14 protein-coding genes are annotated in these 16276 nt (G+C 70.4%); 10 read left to right on the top strand and 4 right to left on the bottom strand.

The window, feature by feature from the left end:
* Window positions 1-170: 170 nt before the first annotated feature.
* On the bottom strand, window positions 171-1364 hold the full coding sequence (locus AB0N66_RS12925) for an NAD(P)/FAD-dependent oxidoreductase (protein WP_365432430.1): 1194 nt from the start codon (window positions 1362-1364) through the stop codon (window positions 171-173).
* A 221-nt stretch (window positions 1365-1585) separates the two neighbouring features.
* Here AB0N66_RS12925 and AB0N66_RS12920 point away from each other — a divergent pair, with 221 nt between their 5' ends.
* From AB0N66_RS12920 to AB0N66_RS12900, 5 genes are all read left to right on the top strand, one after another.
* Window positions 1586-2188, top strand: a complete 603-nt coding sequence (locus AB0N66_RS12920; RefSeq protein ID WP_365432427.1) for a TetR/AcrR family transcriptional regulator — start codon at window positions 1586-1588, stop codon at window positions 2186-2188.
* Window positions 2189-2375: 187 nt separating this feature from the next.
* Window positions 2376-3149 carry a metallophosphoesterase family protein gene (locus AB0N66_RS12915; protein WP_365432424.1) on the top strand — a complete coding sequence of 258 codons (774 nt, stop codon included), beginning with the start codon at window positions 2376-2378 and terminating at the stop codon, window positions 3147-3149.
* A gap of 139 nt (window positions 3150-3288) precedes the next feature.
* Window positions 3289-3753, top strand: a complete 465-nt coding sequence (locus AB0N66_RS12910; protein WP_365432767.1) for a GNAT family N-acetyltransferase — start codon at window positions 3289-3291, stop codon at window positions 3751-3753.
* A 323-nt stretch (window positions 3754-4076) separates the two neighbouring features.
* Window positions 4077-5210, top strand: coding sequence for a peptidoglycan bridge formation glycyltransferase FemA/FemB family protein (locus AB0N66_RS12905; protein ID WP_365432421.1), 1134 nt, complete (start codon window positions 4077-4079; stop codon window positions 5208-5210).
* Between the two features lie 217 nt (window positions 5211-5427).
* Window positions 5428-6369, top strand: a complete 942-nt coding sequence (locus tag AB0N66_RS12900) for an EamA family transporter (protein WP_365432764.1) — start codon at window positions 5428-5430, stop codon at window positions 6367-6369.
* 136 nt (window positions 6370-6505) lie between these two features.
* Here AB0N66_RS12900 and AB0N66_RS12895 read toward each other — a convergent pair whose 3' ends face one another.
* The 3 genes from AB0N66_RS12895 to AB0N66_RS12885 all read right to left on the bottom strand — a co-directional run bounded on the left by AB0N66_RS12895 (window position 6506) and on the right by AB0N66_RS12885 (window position 8493).
* The gene (locus tag AB0N66_RS12895; protein ID WP_365432418.1) at window positions 6506-6955 is read right to left on the bottom strand and encodes an SRPBCC domain-containing protein; all 450 of its coding nucleotides are present in this window, start codon (window positions 6953-6955) and stop codon (window positions 6506-6508) included.
* A 70-nt stretch (window positions 6956-7025) separates the two neighbouring features.
* Window positions 7026-7949 carry an NADP-dependent oxidoreductase gene (locus AB0N66_RS12890; protein WP_365432415.1) on the bottom strand — a complete coding sequence of 308 codons (924 nt, stop codon included), beginning with the start codon at window positions 7947-7949 and terminating at the stop codon, window positions 7026-7028.
* A gap of 133 nt (window positions 7950-8082) precedes the next feature.
* Window positions 8083-8493 (bottom strand): helix-turn-helix domain-containing protein, encoded by a 411-nt coding sequence (locus AB0N66_RS12885; protein WP_365432412.1) that lies wholly within the window; start codon window positions 8491-8493, stop codon window positions 8083-8085.
* A 326-nt stretch (window positions 8494-8819) separates the two neighbouring features.
* On the opposite strand from AB0N66_RS12885, the gene AB0N66_RS12880 reads away from it, so the two are divergent.
* The 5 genes from AB0N66_RS12880 to AB0N66_RS12860 all read left to right on the top strand — a co-directional run bounded on the left by AB0N66_RS12880 (window position 8820) and on the right by AB0N66_RS12860 (window position 16220).
* Entirely contained in the window at window positions 8820-9686 is an 867-nt protein-coding gene (locus tag AB0N66_RS12880; protein ID WP_365432761.1) for a TIGR03084 family metal-binding protein, read from the top strand.
* Between the two features lie 2 nt (window positions 9687-9688).
* A complete protein-coding gene (locus tag AB0N66_RS12875) occupies window positions 9689-11434 on the top strand; it encodes an acyclic terpene utilization AtuA family protein (protein WP_365432758.1) in 1746 nt (581 codons plus the stop codon).
* Complete coding sequence (locus AB0N66_RS12870; RefSeq protein ID WP_365432409.1) at window positions 11431-13029, top strand: carboxyl transferase domain-containing protein; 1599 nt, start codon at window positions 11431-11433, stop codon at window positions 13027-13029. The genes AB0N66_RS12875 and AB0N66_RS12870 overlap by 4 nt, the downstream gene beginning before the upstream one ends.
* 109 nt (window positions 13030-13138) lie before the next feature.
* Window positions 13139-14992 carry a biotin carboxylase N-terminal domain-containing protein gene (locus AB0N66_RS12865; protein ID WP_365432406.1) on the top strand — a complete coding sequence of 618 codons (1854 nt, stop codon included), beginning with the start codon at window positions 13139-13141 and terminating at the stop codon, window positions 14990-14992.
* Window positions 14993-15059: 67 nt separating this feature from the next.
* The gene (locus tag AB0N66_RS12860) at window positions 15060-16220 is read left to right on the top strand and encodes an acyl-CoA dehydrogenase family protein (RefSeq protein ID WP_365432404.1); all 1161 of its coding nucleotides are present in this window, start codon (window positions 15060-15062) and stop codon (window positions 16218-16220) included.
* Window positions 16221-16276 lie beyond the last annotated feature (56 nt).

Below are 16276 nucleotides of genomic sequence, written 5' to 3'. Positions count from 1 at the left end.
CGACCAGTATCCCGGGGATGATCGCCGACGTCGCCGGGTTTATCGCGTGCGATTACGCGGCTGACCGCGTCCCGATACTCGGCTGCCTCGTGCACGACACCGACCTCTGACCAGGTCAAGTCCACGACTTTTGTCAGGAGTCCTGACCCGGCTGACCAAATCTCGGTGAGTCAGTGGCGAGCGGTCATATGCGCGAGGGTCTGTTCGGCGCTGTCGAGGGCGAAGGCGCCGTCGATGCCCTCGGCGGCTCCTTCGGCGGCTTCGACGGACCGGGGCAGGAGGACCTTCTCGTACGCGGCGACGGCGTCGTCGATGTGGGCGTGGGTGTGGGTGTGGGTGTGGTCGATGAGGGCCTGGGCGAGGTCGGCGCCGTCGCGCATGGCGAGGTTGGCGCCCATGCCCGAGAACGGGGACATCAGGTGGGCGGCGTCGCCCAGCAAAGTGACGCCAGGGGTGTACTCCCAGGTGTGCGGGACGGGCAGGGCGAACAGGGGACGATTGACGTAGCCGGTGTCGGTGCCGGTGATGTAGCCGTGCAGGACCGGGCTCCAGCCGGCGAACCGCGCCAGCAGGGCGTCGCGGACCGCGACGGGGTCGGTGAGGTCGACGCCCGCCTGCCGGTGCCAGTCCTCGGCGGCGCGCATGCCGACGTAGACGCGGATGTGGCCGCCGCTGTTGCGCTGGGCGACGAAGCCGAGGCCCTCGTCGAGGGCCATCATGGTGCCGCTGCCGGTGAGGGCGGCGAGCTCCGGGTGGCGGGCGTCGGCGTCGTTCAGGCCGGTCTCGACGAACGTGACCCCGGTGTAGAGGGGAACGGCGTCGGACATGAGCCGGCGCACCCGGGACCAGGCGCCGTCGGCGCCGACGACCAGGTCGGCATCGACGCTCGCGCAGGGGGCTCCGGGGGCGAAGTGCAGGCGGTGCCGGCCGTCGCCGAGCGGTTCGGCGTGCTCCAGCTTGTGGCCCCACCGGACGGTGCCCGGAGCGAGGGAGTCCAGGAGCAGGTCGCGCAGCTGGCCGCGGTCTATCTCGGGGTTGCCCTGGCCGTCCTGGGGCGGGGCGGCGTCGAACAGGACCTGGCCGTCGCGGCTTACCAGGCGCATCTGTTCGCCTTCGGGGCGGGCCAGGGTGCTGAAGGCGTCCCACAGACCGGCGGCGTGCAGGGCGTGCCGGCCGGTGTCGGGGTGCATGTCGAGGGTGCCGCCCTGGTTGCGGGCGGTCGCGGAGGCGTCGAGGTCGTAGACGGTGACGTCGACGCCGTGGCGCTGGAGGACGCGGGCGCAGATCAGGCCGCCGGGTCCGGCGCCGATGACGGCGATGCGGGCATGGGGGCGGGCAGGGGTAAGGGCAGGGGTGGGGTTCATGGTCGTTTGACCACGCCTTTCAGGGCGTTGGGGAATCGGCAGATCGGGAAGTCGGGAAGTCGGGAAGTCGGGAGATCGAGAAGTCGAGGACGGTCGTCGGCGGTGCCGAAAGGCCGGGCAGGCGCTCCCGACGGGTCCTGCTGTCTCCACGAAAGCACATCGACCAAGAAAGTTCAACGACACAACTTTTTGCGTCAGGCAATAGTGGGTATGGTGGGACCATGACGACTCCAGTGGGACGGCGCGAACGCAAGAAGGCCGCCACGCGCCAGGCGCTCGCCGATGCCGCCCTGAACCTCTTCATCAAGCACGGCTACGACGCGGTGACCCTGCACGACGTCTCCGAGGCGGCCGACGTGTCCACCACCACGCTCCTCAAGCACTTCCCGAGCAAAGAGGCCCTCGTCTTCGACGAAGAGGCCGACCAGGAGGCCGGGCTGGTCGCCGCCGTCCGCGACCGCACCCCCGGTACGACCATCCCCCAGGCCCTGTGCACACACGTCAAACGCGTCCGCCTCCGCGCCGCCGACTCAGACGTGCGCTACACCCAGTTCCTCGACCTGGTGAGAAACACCCCGGCCCTGAGCGACTACGCCCACCGCATGTGGACGCGCCACCAGGACGCCCTCGCCCGCGCCATCGCCGCCGACACCGGCGCCCCACCCGACGACCCGCGCAGCGCGGCCCTGGCCCACTTCGCCCTGGAGACCTCCGCCCTCGCCCACCGCGCCGCGGACCCCGAACAGGCCGTCGACATCGCCTTCGACCTCCTCGACAACGGATGGAACGCCCCGGACCGACACTCCGAGGCCGGCCACTCCTGACTCCGGCTGCTGTACCCCGGCTGCTGTTCGGCGGGCGCCACACCCTCGGCCGGCACAGCCCCGTTCCTGGGTGATCCCCTAAGGGGGAGGCACTTGGCGGAGGTACTGGCGGAGGGGCTGGACGGTGCGACTACGCGATAGGCGAACATCGGGGCGGGGGCGGTGTGCGCGACCGAGGGTGGTGCCCATGCCGACCCCTGCCATGCCGACCCCAGTTGACCGGGTCGCTGTCCTCTCCGACATCCACGGAGTGCTGCCCGCGCTGGAAGCGGTCCTCGCCGAACCGGACGTGGCCACCGCTGACCGCATCGTGCTCACCGGTGACATCTCGGCAGGCCCGCAACCCGTCGAGGTGCTGGACCTGCTGGCGAAACTGGGCGACCGGGCAGTGTGGATCAGTGGCAACGCCGACCGCGAGCTGGTCGAGTACCGCCGCGGTCGACGTACGTCGATCCCGGACCCGATCGCCCCCTGGGCCGCAGACCAACTCCGCGACGACCAGGTCGACTTCCTGGCCGGACTCCCGAAGACACGCGCTCTCTCCATCGCCGGGCTCGGCGAGGTGCTGTTCTGCCACGCGACGCCACGGGACGACGAAGAGGTCGTCCTCGTCGACTCCCGCCTCGCGCGCTGGGCGGAGATCTTCGCGGACCTCGACGGCACCGTCCGCACGGTGGTCTGCGGCCACACCCACATGCCGTTCGTCCGACTCGCCCACGGCCGCCAGGTCGTCAACCCCGGCAGCGTCGGCATGCCGTACGGCCGCCCCGGCGCCCACTGGTCCCTCCTCGGCCCGGGCGTCTCCCTCCGCACCACGCCCCTCGACATCCCGGCCGCGACCGCCCGCCTCACCCGGGAGTCCGGCTACCCGGAGATCGCCGAGTGGGCCGACTACTTCCTCAACGCCCGGGCCACGGACGCGGAGGTGATCGAGGCGTTCGGGCCGCGGGACGGGCGTTGACCTGCGGGACGGGGGTGATCCAGGGGGCGCAACTGCCCGTTGAGATACTCCGATCATGGACGTGAGTACGAGGGTGGGCGGACCGGGGCGGGGGCGGGCGACATCCGGTGCTGCCCTGGGAGGGGCCGGTGGATGGGCACTGCGCGTCGCGGAGCCGGCGGACGTCGAGGTGATCGCGGAGTTGCGGGCGAGGGTGATGCGGCCGGATCTGGAGCGGCTGGGCCGGTTCGACGAGCACCGGGTCCGGCAGCGCCTGCGTGACTCCTTCTCCGCGCGGTACACGTCGGTCGTCGTGGCCGACGACGCCTTCGCGGGCTGTGTGACACTGCGCCCGGGCGAGGGCGGTCAGTGGCTGGAACACTTCTATCTCGCCCCGGAACTCCATGGCTGCGGCATCGGTTCGGCGATCCTGCGTACTCTGCTGGACCGCACGGACTCCGAGGGCGCGATGGTCCGCCTGAACGTGTTGCAGGGCAGTGCCGCCAGACGCCTCTACGAGAGGCATGGCTTCACCGTGGAGAGCCAGGACCCCGTCGACGTCTTCATGGTCCGCCCGCCCGTCAGTCGCGGGCAGCCCCGAGTCCCGGGGGAGCTCCACGCGTGACTCGCCGCCTCTGGCCGGGCAGGCAGCTGGTGAGAGGTTGCTGAGTCCCAGCGACACGCCGTAAGCCATGGTGTGTCGCTGGGACTGGCAGGACAATTGCGTCACCAGACGCATTCGCCCACAGGGTGAGGGACGGTTTCGGGGCCTCTCGCCCTGGACGCTTCGCTCAGTTAGGCGGTTCGGCCGGAGGCGCCTGGCGTTGTGACGGCGGGTCGTGAGGCGGAGGCTGACCTGCACATACGGACACGCCGATCGGAACCGGTGCGCGGAAAATCCCGTGAGTACGCTGGCAGATCCACCTACCCCCATGAGGAGTGCCGCGCATGAGTCTCCGCCTGCAGGCGATCACCCGTGAAGAACATCTGGCGTTCGTCAGGACGCGGCCCTCGGCGAGCCATATGCAGGTGCCGTCCTGGGGTGATGTGAAGCCGGACTGGCGGGCGGAGAGTCTGGGCTGGTTCGAAGGGGATGGAGGGGAGGGGCGGCTCGTCGGCGTGGGGCTGGTGTTGATGCGGCCACTGCCGAAGATCAAGCGGTACCTCGCCTATCTCCCTGAGGGGCCGGTCATCGACTGGCGCGCGGCGGATCTCGAACGCTGGCTCGATCCGATGCTGGCCCACCTCAAGGCGCGGGGCGCGTTCTCGGTGAAGATGGGGCCGCCCGTGGTCCTACGGCGGTGGAGTGCGGACGCGGTCAAGGCGGCGATCGCCGATCCGGCGGCGCGGCGGCTGGGAGACGCGGCGGCGACGACGTACGAGCCGGGGGCCTTCGAGGTCGCGGAACGGCTCCGGCGGATGGGCTGGCAGCAGACCGAGCCCGACAGCGAGGACGGATTCGCGGCCGGACAGCCGCGGTATGTCTTCCAAGTCCCGTTTGCTGGGCGGTCGTTGGAGGAGATCCAGCAGGGCCTCAATCAGCAGTGGCGGCGCAACATCAAGAAGGCCGAGAAGGCCGGCGTGAAGGTGGTGCGGGGCGGGTATGACGACCTGCCCGCCTTCTATGAGCTGTACGCGGAGACGGCCGGACGCGACCGTTTCATCCCGCGCCCGCTGCCCTACTTCGAGCGCATGTGGAACGCGCTCACGGCCGAGGACCCGGACCGCATGCGCCTCTACCTCGCCCACCACGACGGCGACATCCTCGCCGCCGCCACGATGCTGACCGTCGGCGGACACGTCTGGTACTCGTACGGCGCCTCCACCAGCCGCAAGCGCGAGGTCCAGCCGAACAACGCCATCCAGTGGCGCATGATGTCCGACGCCCACGAACTCGGCGCCTCCGTCTACGACTTCCGCGGCATCACCGACACCCTGGACGAGACCAACCACCTCCTCGGCCTGCTCCGCTTCAAGGTCGGTGCCGGTGGCGAGGCCGCCGAATACCTCGGCGAATGGGACTTCCCCCTCAACCGAGTCCTCCACAAGGCGCTGGATCTCTATATGGCCCGACGTGGGTGACACGTGGCCCGACGCGGGTGACCCATCCCACCCTTCGCGCCCCGTGGTAAGCCGTAAAAGGAGTTCACAGTCCTGACGTAGTCCATTACTCTGGACTGGCAAGTGCAGCAGGATAGACGATCATCAGTGAACCGCGACTCGAACCGCGACTCGAACCGCGACTCGAATCTCGACCCGACCTTCCTGGACGGCTCCCGTGAAACTCCCCAGCGCTGACGTGGCCACGACGGCGACCGAACCCGCTGTCGCCGCAGCGGCAGCCGCTTCCGCGGAAGGTTCCGCGAAGAGTTCCGGGCGCCGGGGTGCCCTCGGCCCGCTGGGCCTGGTCCTCGCCGGCGGGATCTCCGTGCAGTTCGGCGGCGCGCTGGCCGTGACGCTGATGCCGCGCGCCGGGGCGCTCGGGGTCGTCACCCTGCGGCTCGCGGTGGCCGCGATCGTGCTGCTCGTGATCTGCCGTCCCAAGGTGCGCGGCTACTCACGTGCCGACTGGGGCACCATCGTCGTCTTCGGCGTCACGATGGCCGCGATGAACGGGCTGTTCTACCAGTCGGTCGACCGCATCCCGCTGGGCGCCGCCGTCACCCTCGAAGTGCTCGGCCCGCTCGCCCTCTCCGTCCTCGCCTCCCGCCGCGCCCTGAACCTCGTCTGGGCAGGCCTCGCCCTCGGCGGCGTCTTCCTTCTCGGCGGCGGAGGCTTCAGCAGCCTCGACCCCCTCGGCGTCGCCTTCGCCCTGTCGGCAGGCGCCATGTGGGCGACGTACATCATCTTCAGTGCCCGTACGGGGCGACGCTTCCCCCAGGCCGACGGGCTCGCGCTCGCCATGGTGGTCGCGGCGGTGGTGTTCCTGCCGCTGGGGATCGTGGAGTCGGGCTCGAAGCTGCTGGCCCCCACGACGATCGCCCTGGGCGCCGCCGTGGCGGTACTCTCCTCCGTTCTCCCCTACACCTTCGAACTCCTTGCCCTGCGCAGCCTCCCCGCCTCCACCTTCGCCATCCTCATGAGCCTCGAACCGGCCATCGCAGCGACCGCCGGCTTCCTCATCCTCGACCAGGCACTCTCCGCCATACAGGCCCTCGCGATCGCCCTCGTCATCGCGGCGAGCATGGGCGCGGTGCGGACTCAGGTGGGGCGGGGGAAGGCGCGGGTGGGCGCCGAGTAGGCGTCTTGGGCTGATGCCTGGGCCTGTCGGAATCGGTCGAGCGGAACGGGCGGACGGTTCCGCGTGACCTGGCAGTGGGAGTACGTCCCGGACGTGATGCCCTCCACGCCCGCTCCCCGCCTCGGCACAACCGACGTCAGCCGGGCAGACCCTCCACGCGTGCGCCCAGAGCGGCACCGTATCGGGAGTACTCCTTCGTGAGCTCGCCGAGTGCCGGGACGAGTTCGGCAGCGGCCGGGCCGAAGAACTCCTCGGATTCGGTGAACTCGGTGGTGCCGTCCGGCTGGGGAGTGAGGACGAACGAGTGTCTGCCGAGGATCGCGTCGAGCGATCCGCCCTCCCAAACCAGCCGACGAGGGGCCTCCACCTCGACGATCCTCATCGTGACGTCCTGCTCAGCGGAGTCGCCGCCCGAGACGCGGCCCGGAATCTCCGCCCCGACCACGACCTGTTCGGGCCTCGCGTCGAGGGACAGAACCGGGTGCCACCGCACGTATTGGTCGAACGTCACGAGCACGCGCCACACGTCCTCCACCGAAGCGGAGATCCTGGTCACCGCGGTGACGACAGGGGCTGCTTCCTTCACGATCGGCTCCTTTCGGTGGCTTCGGTGGCCGCGGTGGCCGCGGTGGCGCCGCGGTGCCGGTCCCCGGCGTTCACGGCACCAGCACGATCCGGCCCCGCTGTCCGCCCCGGGCGAGTTGGGCGTGGGCTTCGGCTGCCTGCGACAGGGGGTAGATCTGTGCCAGGCGCGGCGTCAGCACACCAACCTCGGCGAGCGCGGAGAGGTACGAGAGACGCGTCGCGTCGGGACCGGCGGAGGTGTGGCGTACCACCACGCCCCGCTCCGGCGTCGGCAGCACGTCGACCCGCACGCTCACGAACACCCCGCCGTCACGGACAGCGGCCAGCGCGGGGGCGCCCAGGGCCGCCGCGTCGAGCACGCCGTCCACGCCCTCCGGCACCAACCGGCGTACCGCCCCGCTCAGTTCCTCGTCGCGCGACACGAACCAGGTGGCGCCACGATCGCGGAGGAACTCCTCGTCCTCGGGCCGCCCCTGCGCGACGATCCGCACGCCCCGCGTCCGGGCCAGCTCGACGGCGTAGCCGCCGACGGCACCGGCGGCGCCCGTGACGAGCAGGGTGTCGCGGGGGCGCAGCGGGAGGTGGTCCAGGGCCAGGGAGGCGGTCATCGCGTTGAGCGGGATCGTCGCGGCGAGCGTCAGGTCCATGCCCTCCGGGGCGGGGGCGAGGGAGTTGAGGTCGGTCACGAGGTATTCGGCCTGGGCCTTCGTGGGGCGCAGCACGGGGGCGTGGAACACGATCACCGGGGTGCCGACCTTGAGGAGGACACCCGGGCCGACCGCGTCGATCGTTCCGGCGGCGTCCAGACCGAGACCGATGTACTCGACCTCCTCCAACGGCCCGAAGAAGCCACCCCACACAGCGGCGTCGGCGGGATTGAGCCCGGCGGCCGCGACCTTGACGCGGACCTCGAAGGGACCCGGTTCCGGGAGGGGGACCTCCACGACCTCGACGGCCTCGGGTCCACCGATCTTCCTCACGACTGCTGCACGCATGATCTTCACTCTTCCCTTTGCAAATTCGAACGCTCTGTATGCTACGAACGCTAGGGGAGTTACGATCGATTCGTAAGTAGGCACTTTTTAGTGCGTTACGCCCTTCGCGGGGGCTTCCGTGCTTCCGTTGCCGCTACTGCTCGGTCTTCCGGGTGTCGTAGTGCGCTCGCGCCTCGTCGACCTCGTCGGTCTTGTCGGCGGCCCAGTCGCGTACTTGCGAAAGCAGGCCGTACAGGCCTTGCCCGAGCGGGGTCAGCTCGTAGTCGACACGTACCGGCACGGTCGGTGTGGCCGTCCGTTTCACCATGCCGTCGCGCTCAAGCATGCGCAGGGTCTGGGTGAGCATCTTCTGGCTGACGCCGGGGATCTCTCGGCTGATGTGGCTGTACCGCATCGCGTCGCCGTAGGACCCGAGAGTGCACATCGTCAGGCTGACCCACCGGTTGCTGATCGTCGAGAGCAACGCCACCGCGGGACAGTCGTGCATGTACGCCTCATACGTGCCGGGCTCGATCTGGCGCGCCGACTTCGCCGTGCTGGTCATCCGCATCTCCCGTCAGGGGCGTAGCGCACCAAATAGTGCCTACTTACGAATCGATCGTAACTCCCCTGGCGTTCGTGGCGTTCGAATTCGCAAAGGGCGCGGGAGGCGAAGGAGGGGCGGCTGCCGGTACGCCGTGACTCGTCGGACCCGGGGTGATCCAAACGGCACCCCCTAGGTGAGCGCCCCTTCGGCAGCCGCCCGCACGAACGAAATCAATAATGCAAGCACGCTTGCTTGTTTCTGTGTCCGCTGCCATGCTCCGAAACGCAGCACGTACCACGCCGAACGCCGCCCGCACACCGTCGGCCCCCGAGGGGAGCGCCATCGTGTTCGACCCGTCGTCCGTGATCGACGATCTGCACCGGGAGAGCGAGGAACTCGACCAGCTGGTGGGGAAGTTGGAGGAGGGTGAATGGACCCTTCCGACGCCTGCCGAGGGGTGGAGCATCGCCCATCAGATCGCGCATCTCGCGTGGACCGACCGGGCGGCACTGATCGCCATCACGGACGCGGAGGCGTTCGGGCGAGAGACCGAGAAGGCGTTCGCGGCGGCCGGGTCCTTCGTGGACGAAGGGGCCGAAGAGGGGGCGCGCACGGCGCCCGCGCGCTTGCTCAGCACCTGGCGTGCGGGGCGCGGGGAACTGGAACGCGCGCTGCGCGCCGCGCCCCTGGGCGGGCGCTTCCCCTGGTACGGGCCGCCCATGTCCGCCGCCTCCATGGCCACCGCCCGCGTCATGGAGACCTGGGCCCACGGACAGGATGTGGCCGACGCGTTGGGTGTGATGCGCGCACCTACGGACCGGCTCCAGCATGTGGTGCGCATCGGTGTGCGGACGCGGAACTTCGCCTTCGGGGTACGAGGGCTCCCCGCGCCGAGTGCGGAGTTCCGGGTGGAACTCGCGGGCCCGTCGGGGGAGTTGTGGACGCACGGGCCCGAGGACGCCGCCCAGCGCGTCACCGGCCCCGCGCTCGACTTCTGCCTGCTGGTCACCCAGCGGGCGAACCGTGCCGACCTCGCCGTACGGGCGGTAGGGCCCGACGCCGACCGTTGGCTGGACATCGCGCAAGCCTTCGCGGGGCCGTCCGGCGCCGGGCGTGCACCGAAGTCCGGCGCCGGGCGTGCGTCGAAGTCCGGTACCGGGCGTGCGTCGAAGTCCGGTACCGGCCGCGCACCGAAGGGGCTGGCGCGGTGACCATCGCACCCCTCCGCATCGGCAACGCCTCCGGGTTCTACGGCGACCGCTTCGACGCCATGCGTGAGATGCTCACCGGCGGCCCGCTGGACGTCCTCACCGGCGACTACCTCGCCGAGCTGACCATGCTCATCCTGGGGCGGGACCGGCTGAAGGACCCCGGGCGCGGATACGCCAAGACCTTCCTGGGCCAGCTGGAGGAGTGCCTCGGCCTCGCGCACGAGCGCGGCGTACGTATCGTCGCGAACGCCGGCGGCCTCAACCCGGCCGGACTCGCCGACGCCGTAAGGGAGTTGGCTGACCGGCTCGGCATCCCGGCGCGGGTCGCCCACGTCGAAGGCGACGAACTCGGCTCCAGGTACCCGAAGAGCCTCGCCGCGCACGCCTACCTCGGCGGCGCCGGAATCGCCACGTGCCTGCGTGAGGGCGCGGACATCGTCGTCACCGGGCGGGTGACGGACGCGGCGCTCGTCACCGGGCCCGCCGTGGCCCACTTCGGCTGGGCCCCGGACGCTTACGACCGGCTCGCGGGCGCCGTGGTCGCCGGGCACGTCCTGGAGTGCGGCGCCCAGGCCACCGGCGGCAATTACGCTTTCTTCGCCGAGCACGACCCCGCTGTTCTCCGCCACCCCGGCTTCCCGCTCGCCGAACTCCACGAGGACGGCACGAGCGTCATCACCAAACACGACGGCACCGGCGGACTCGTCGACCTCGGCACGGTCACCGCGCAGCTGCTGTACGAGACGTCGGGCGCCCGGTATGCGGGGCCCGATGTCACCGCCCGGCTCGACACCGTCAGGCTGACCCAGGAGGGCCCCGACCGGGTGCGCATCGACGGCGTACGCGGCGAGGCGCCGCCCCCCACCCTCAAGGTCGGCCTCAACCGGCTCGGCGGCTTCCGCAACGAGGTCGTGTTCGTGCTGACGGGGCTCGACATCGAGGCGAAGGCCGCCCTCGTCCGGGACCAGATGGACACCGCGCTGGCTTCGGCCAAGTCCCGCCCCGCCGACGTGCGTTGGGAGCTCGCCCGCACCGACCACCCCGACGCCCCCACCGAGGAGACCGCGAGCGCGCTCCTCCGGCTCGTCGTACGGGACGCGGACCAGCACGCGGTGGGGCGGACGTTCAGTGGCGCCGCAATCGAACTCGCCCTCTCCGGCTACCCCGGATTCCATGTGATGGCGCCACCTGGGACGGGCGCGCCCTATGGGGTCTTCGAGGATGTGTACGTCCCCCATGGCGACGTGGACCATGTGGCCGTCCTCCACGACGGGCGCCGAATCTCTGTGGCCCCGGCCCACGACACCCTCGTACTCGAAGGACTTGAAGCACGCGAAGGACTTGAAGCACGCGAAAGACTCGAAGACGCGCCGGAACCGCCCCTGCCCGAGCCGCCGCCGTCACCGTCGTCGGAACCCACCCGCCGCGCCCCCCTCGGTCGCGTCGCCGGAGCCCGCAGCGGCGACAAGGGCGGCAACGCGAACGTCGGCGTGTGGGTCCGCACGGACGAGGCCTGGCGCTGGCTCGCCCACACCCTCACGGTCGACCGGTTCCGCGAACTCCTCCCGGAGAGCGCCGACTTGACCGTCGTACGCCATGTGCTGCCGAACCTTCGCGCCCTCAACTTCGTCGTCGAGGGAATCCTCGGCGAGGGCGTGGCCTCGCAGGCCCGCTTCGACCCCCAGGCCAAGGCGCTGGGCGAATGGCTCCGCTCCCGCCACCTCGACATCCCGGAGTCCCTGCTGTGACCGTCATCTCATCGGCGCTCGACACGCGGAGCCCCGACTACGCCGCCAACCGCGAAGCCATGCTCAGCAAGGTCACCGAGCTGGACGCCGAGCATGCCAAGGCGCTCGCGGGCGGCGGTGAGAAGTACGTCGCCCGGCACCGCAAGCGCGGCAAGCTGCTCGCCCGGGAACGCATCGAACTGCTCCTGGACCCCGACACACCGTTCCTTGAGCTGTCGCCGCTCGCGGCCTGGGGGAGTGACTTCGCGGTCGGTGCCTCGCTGGTCACCGGGATCGGTGTCGTCGAGGGCGTGGAGTGCCTGATCACGGCGAACGACCCGACCGTGCGCGGCGGCGCCAGCAACCCGTGGAGTCTGAAGAAGGCCCTGCGGGCCAATGACATCGCCCTCGCCAACCGGCTGCCCTGCATCAGTCTCGTCGAGTCGGGCGGCGCCGATCTGCCGTCCCAGAAGGAGATCTTCATCCCCGGAGGCGCGATCTTCCGCGACCTCACGCGGCTGTCGGCGGCCGGAATCCCCACCGTGGCCGTCGTGTTCGGGAACTCCACCGCCGGAGGCGCGTACATCCCCGGCATGTCCGACCACGTGATCATGGTCAAGGAGCGGGCCAAGGTCTTCCTCGGCGGGCCGCCGCTGGTGAAGATGGCCACCGGCGAGGAGAGCGACGACGAGTCGCTGGGCGGCGCCGAGATGCACGCGCGCGTGTCGGGGCTCGCGGACTACTTCGCCGTCGACGAGCAGGACGCGATCCGGCAGACCCGGCGCGTGGTGGCCCGCCTCAACCACCGCAAGGCGCACGGCGATCCGGGCCCGGCCGCACCGCCGAAGTACGACGAGGACGAGCTCCTGGGGATCGTTCCGGGGGACCTGAGGCACCCCTTCGACCCGCGCGAGGTCGTCGCCCGTCTCGTCGACGGCTCCGACTTCGACGAGTTCAAGCCCCTCTACGGGACGAGCCTCACCACCGGCTGGGCGACGCTCCACGGCTATCCCGTCGGCATCCTTGCCAACGCCCAAGGAGTGCTCTTCAGCGCCGAGTCGCAGAAGGCCGCCCAGTTCATCCAGCTGGCCAACCAGCGCGACATCCCGCTCCTCTTCCTGCACAACACCACCGGCTACATGGTCGGCAAGGAGTACGAGCAGGGCGGCATCATCAAGCACGGCGCGATGATGATCAACGCCGTCTCCAATTCGAAGGTCCCTCACCTCTCCGTCCTCATGGGGGCTTCGTACGGAGCCGGTCACTACGGCATGTGCGGGCGGGCGTACGACCCGCGCTTCCTCTTCGCCTGGCCCAGCGCCAAGTCCGCCGTCATGGGCCCACAGCAACTCGCCGGCGTCCTCTCGATCGTCGCCCGGCAGTCCGCCGCCGCCAAGGGGCAGCCGTACGACGATGACGCCGACGCCGCGCTGCGCGCCATGGTGGAGCAGCAGATCGAGTCCGAGTCCCTGCCGATGTTCCTGTCGGGGCGGCTGTACGACGACGGGGTCATCGACCCGCGCGACACCCGCACCGTCCTCGGCATGTGCCTGTCCGCGATCCACACGGCGCCCTACGAGGGTGCGCGCGGTGGCTTCGGCGTCTTCCGGATGTGAGGCCTGTCCTTTGCGGCTAAACCGCCGCCGCTCTCGCGGACCTGGTTGCTCGCCGTGGTAGTTCCTCAATTGATGGTTGCGGTGATCTAGTGGAAAGAGTGCACTCCTCATGATCAGAACCCTTCTGGTCGCCAACCGTGGCGAGATCGCCTGCCGCGTCTTCCGCACCTGCGGCGAGTTGGGAATCCGGACGGTCGCTGTGTTCTCGGACGCCGACGAAAACGCCCTCCACGCGCGCGTGGCCGACGCGGCGGTACGGCTGCCGGGCGCGGCGCCCTCGGAGACGTATCTGCGCGGCGACCTGATCGTGAAGGCGGCCCTGAGCGCCGGGGCGGACGCCGTGCACCCCGGGTACGGATTCCTCTCCGAGAACGCCGACTTCGCGCGGGCCGTGCTCGACGCGGGGCTCGTCTGGGTCGGACCGCCGCCCGAGGCCATCGAGGCGATGGCGTCGAAGACGCGCGCCAAGAAGCTGATGGGGCTCGAACCCCTGTCGACGGTGACCGACGACGACCTTCCCGTGCTGGTGAAGGCGGCCGCGGGCGGCGGCGGGCGCGGTATGCGCGTCGTACGGGAGCTTGCTGAGCTCGACGCGGAGTTGACGGCCGCCCGCGCCGAGGCCCTCAGCGCCTTCGGCGACGGGGAGGTCTTCGTCGAGCCCTACGTAGAGGGCGGACGGCACGTCGAGGTGCAGATCCTCGCCGACACGCACGGCACGGTGTGGGCGCTCGGCACGCGCGACTGCTCGCTCCAGCGGCGCCATCAGAAGGTGATCGAGGAGGCGCCGGCACCCGGACTCGCACCCGCGCTGGTGGCAGAGCTCCACGAGCTGGCCGTACGTGCCGCGCGCGCCGTCGACTACGTGGGCGCGGGCACCGTCGAGTTCCTGATCGCCGACGGCAAGGCCCACTTCCTGGAGATGAACACCCGCCTCCAGGTCGAGCACCCCGTCACGGAAGCCGTCTTCGGTATCGACCTTGTGGCGCTCCAGCTCCGGGTCGCCGAGGGCGCGGTACTCGAAAACGACCCTCCACGCGCGCGTGGCCACGCGATCGAGGCCCGCCTCTACGCCGAGGACCCGGCCCGCGCGTGGGCCCCGCAGACCGGCACCCTGCACCGCCTCGCCGTCCCCGAAGGCATCCGACTGGACACCGGCTACACCGACGGCGACCCCATCGGCATCCACTACGACCCGATGCTCGCCAAAGCCGTCGCCCACGCCCCCACGCGCGCGGAGGCCCTCCGCAAGCTGTCGGGCGCCCTGGAGCGGGCGAGCATCCACGGCCCGGTCACCAACAGGGACCTTCTAGTACGGTCCCTGCGGCACGAGGAGTTCGTGTCGGGGCGGATGGACACCGGCTTCTACGAGCGCCACCTGGAGGAGCTCACCAGGGCGGCCCCGGACCCGTACGCGCCCCTCGCCGCGGCCCTCTCCGACGCGCACGGCCGCTCCCGGTTCGGCGGCGGCTGGCGCAACCTGCCCTCCCAGCCGCAGACCAAGCGCTACCTCGTCGACGGCACCGAGCACGAGGTCCACTACCGGCACACCCGCGACGGCCTCACCGCCGAAGGGGTTCGCGTCGTGCACGCCGACGCCGATCTCGTCGTACTCGAAATCGACGGCGTACGGCGCAAGTTCGAGATCAGCCGCTACGGCGACCAGCTCCACGTAGGCCCCACCACCCTCACCGCGCTGCCCCGCTTCCCCGACCCCGCCGCCCAGCAGGCCCCCGGCTCGCTCCTGGCCCCCATGCCGGGGACCGTCGTCCGCGTCGCCGACGGCCTGGCCGCCGGAGCCGCTGTGACGGCCGGACAGCCCCTCGTCTGGCTGGAGGCGATGAAGATGGAACACAAGATCTCCGCGCCCGCGTCAGGCACCCTCAGCGCACTTCACGCCGCTCCTGGCCAGCAGGTCGAGGTCGGCACCCTTCTGGCCGTGGTCGAGCCCGACGAGCCCCTTTAGCCGGACGAGCCCCTTCAGGGGCGCTGCGCGACCAGCCACGACGAAGCCGCACCCTCCAGGAGACCCCATGAGCCCGGCAACAGAGACCGAAGAGCACAAAGACCTCCGAGCGGCCGTAGCCGCGCTCGGCAAACGCTACGGCCGCGACTACATCACCAAGGTCATCGCCGACGGCGCCCACCCCGACGAACTCTGGTCCGAGGCGGCCAAGCTCGGCTACCTCGGCGTCAACCTGCCGGAGGCGTACGGCGGCGGAGGCGGCGGCATCGCCGAACTCTCCATCGTCCTGGAGGAGTTGGGCGCCGCGGGCTGCCCCCTGCTGATGATGGTCGTGTCGCCCGCGATCTGCGGCACGGTGATAGCGCGCTTCGGCACGGACGCGCAGAAACAGGAGTGGCTCCCGGGCCTCGCCGACGGCACCCGCACCATGGCCTTCGGCATCACCGAACCCGACGCGGGCTCCAACTCGCACCGCATCACCACCACGGCCCGCCGCGACGGCGAGGAGTGGGTGATCAGCGGCCGCAAGGTGTTCATCTCCGGCGTCGACGTCGCCGACGCGACACTCATCGTGGGACGTACGGAGGACGCCAGGACCGGCCGCCTCAAGCCCTGCCTGTTCATCGTCCCGCGCGACGCCGACGGCTTCGGGCGGCGGCAGATCGACATGGAACTCCACGGTGCGGAGAAGCAGTTCGAGCTCACCCTGGACGACGTGACGCTGCCCGCCGACGCGCTCGTCGGCGACGAGGACGCGGGCCTCCTCCAGCTCTTCGCCGGCCTCAACCCCGAACGCGTCATGACGGCCGCGTTCGCGATCGGCATGGGCCGCTACGCACTCTCCACAGCGATCGGCTACGCCAAGGAGCGCACCGTCTGGAAGGACCCCATCGGCGCCCACCAGGCCATCGCGCACCCCCTCGCGCAGGCCCACATCGAGCTCGAACTCGCCCGTCTGATGATGCAGAAAGCGGCCTACCTGTACGACGCCGGGGACGACGTCGGTGCGGGAGAGGCCGCCAACATGGCCAAGTACGCGGCCGGAGAAGCCTGTGTGAAGGCAGTCGACCAGGCCGTGCACACCCTCGGCGGCAACGGCCTGACCCGCGAGTTCGGCCTCGCCTCGCTGATCACGGCGTCGCGCGTGTCCCGTATCGCACCGGTCAGCAGGGAGATGATCCTCAACTACATCTCCCACCAGACCCTGGGCCTGCCCAAGTCTTACTGAGCCGTGCTAGGCAGTGCGCCAGAGAGTGCGCAGAGAGCGCCAGGTACTGCCCAGCC

The sequence above is a fragment of the Streptomyces sp. NPDC093544 genome, from assembly GCF_040683495.1.
Classification (GTDB): Bacteria; Actinomycetota; Actinomycetes; order Streptomycetales; family Streptomycetaceae; genus Streptomyces.
This window is presented reverse-complemented; position numbering and strand designations above follow the sequence as displayed.

Excerpts from the sequence above, each read along its gene's own strand:
- AB0N66_RS12890 (WP_365432415.1), bottom strand. The coding sequence starts at position 7,949 with ATGCGTGCAGCAGTCGTGAGGAAGATCGGTGGACCCGAGGCCGTCGAG.
- AB0N66_RS12860 (WP_365432404.1), top strand. The coding sequence starts at position 15,060 with ATGAGCCCGGCAACAGAGACCGAAGAGCACAAAGACCTCCGAGCGGCC.
- AB0N66_RS12920 (WP_365432427.1), top strand. The coding sequence starts at position 1,586 with ATGACGACTCCAGTGGGACGGCGCGAACGCAAGAAGGCCGCCACGCGC.
- AB0N66_RS12885 (WP_365432412.1), bottom strand. The coding sequence starts at position 8,493 with ATGACCAGCACGGCGAAGTCGGCGCGCCAGATCGAGCCCGGCACGTAT.
- AB0N66_RS12925 (WP_365432430.1), bottom strand. The coding sequence starts at position 1,364 with ATGAACCCCACCCCTGCCCTTACCCCTGCCCGCCCCCATGCCCGCATC.
- AB0N66_RS12905 (WP_365432421.1), top strand. The coding sequence starts at position 4,077 with ATGAGTCTCCGCCTGCAGGCGATCACCCGTGAAGAACATCTGGCGTTC.
- AB0N66_RS12865 (WP_365432406.1), top strand. The coding sequence starts at position 13,139 with ATGATCAGAACCCTTCTGGTCGCCAACCGTGGCGAGATCGCCTGCCGC.
- AB0N66_RS12915 (WP_365432424.1), top strand. The coding sequence starts at position 2,376 with ATGCCGACCCCTGCCATGCCGACCCCAGTTGACCGGGTCGCTGTCCTC.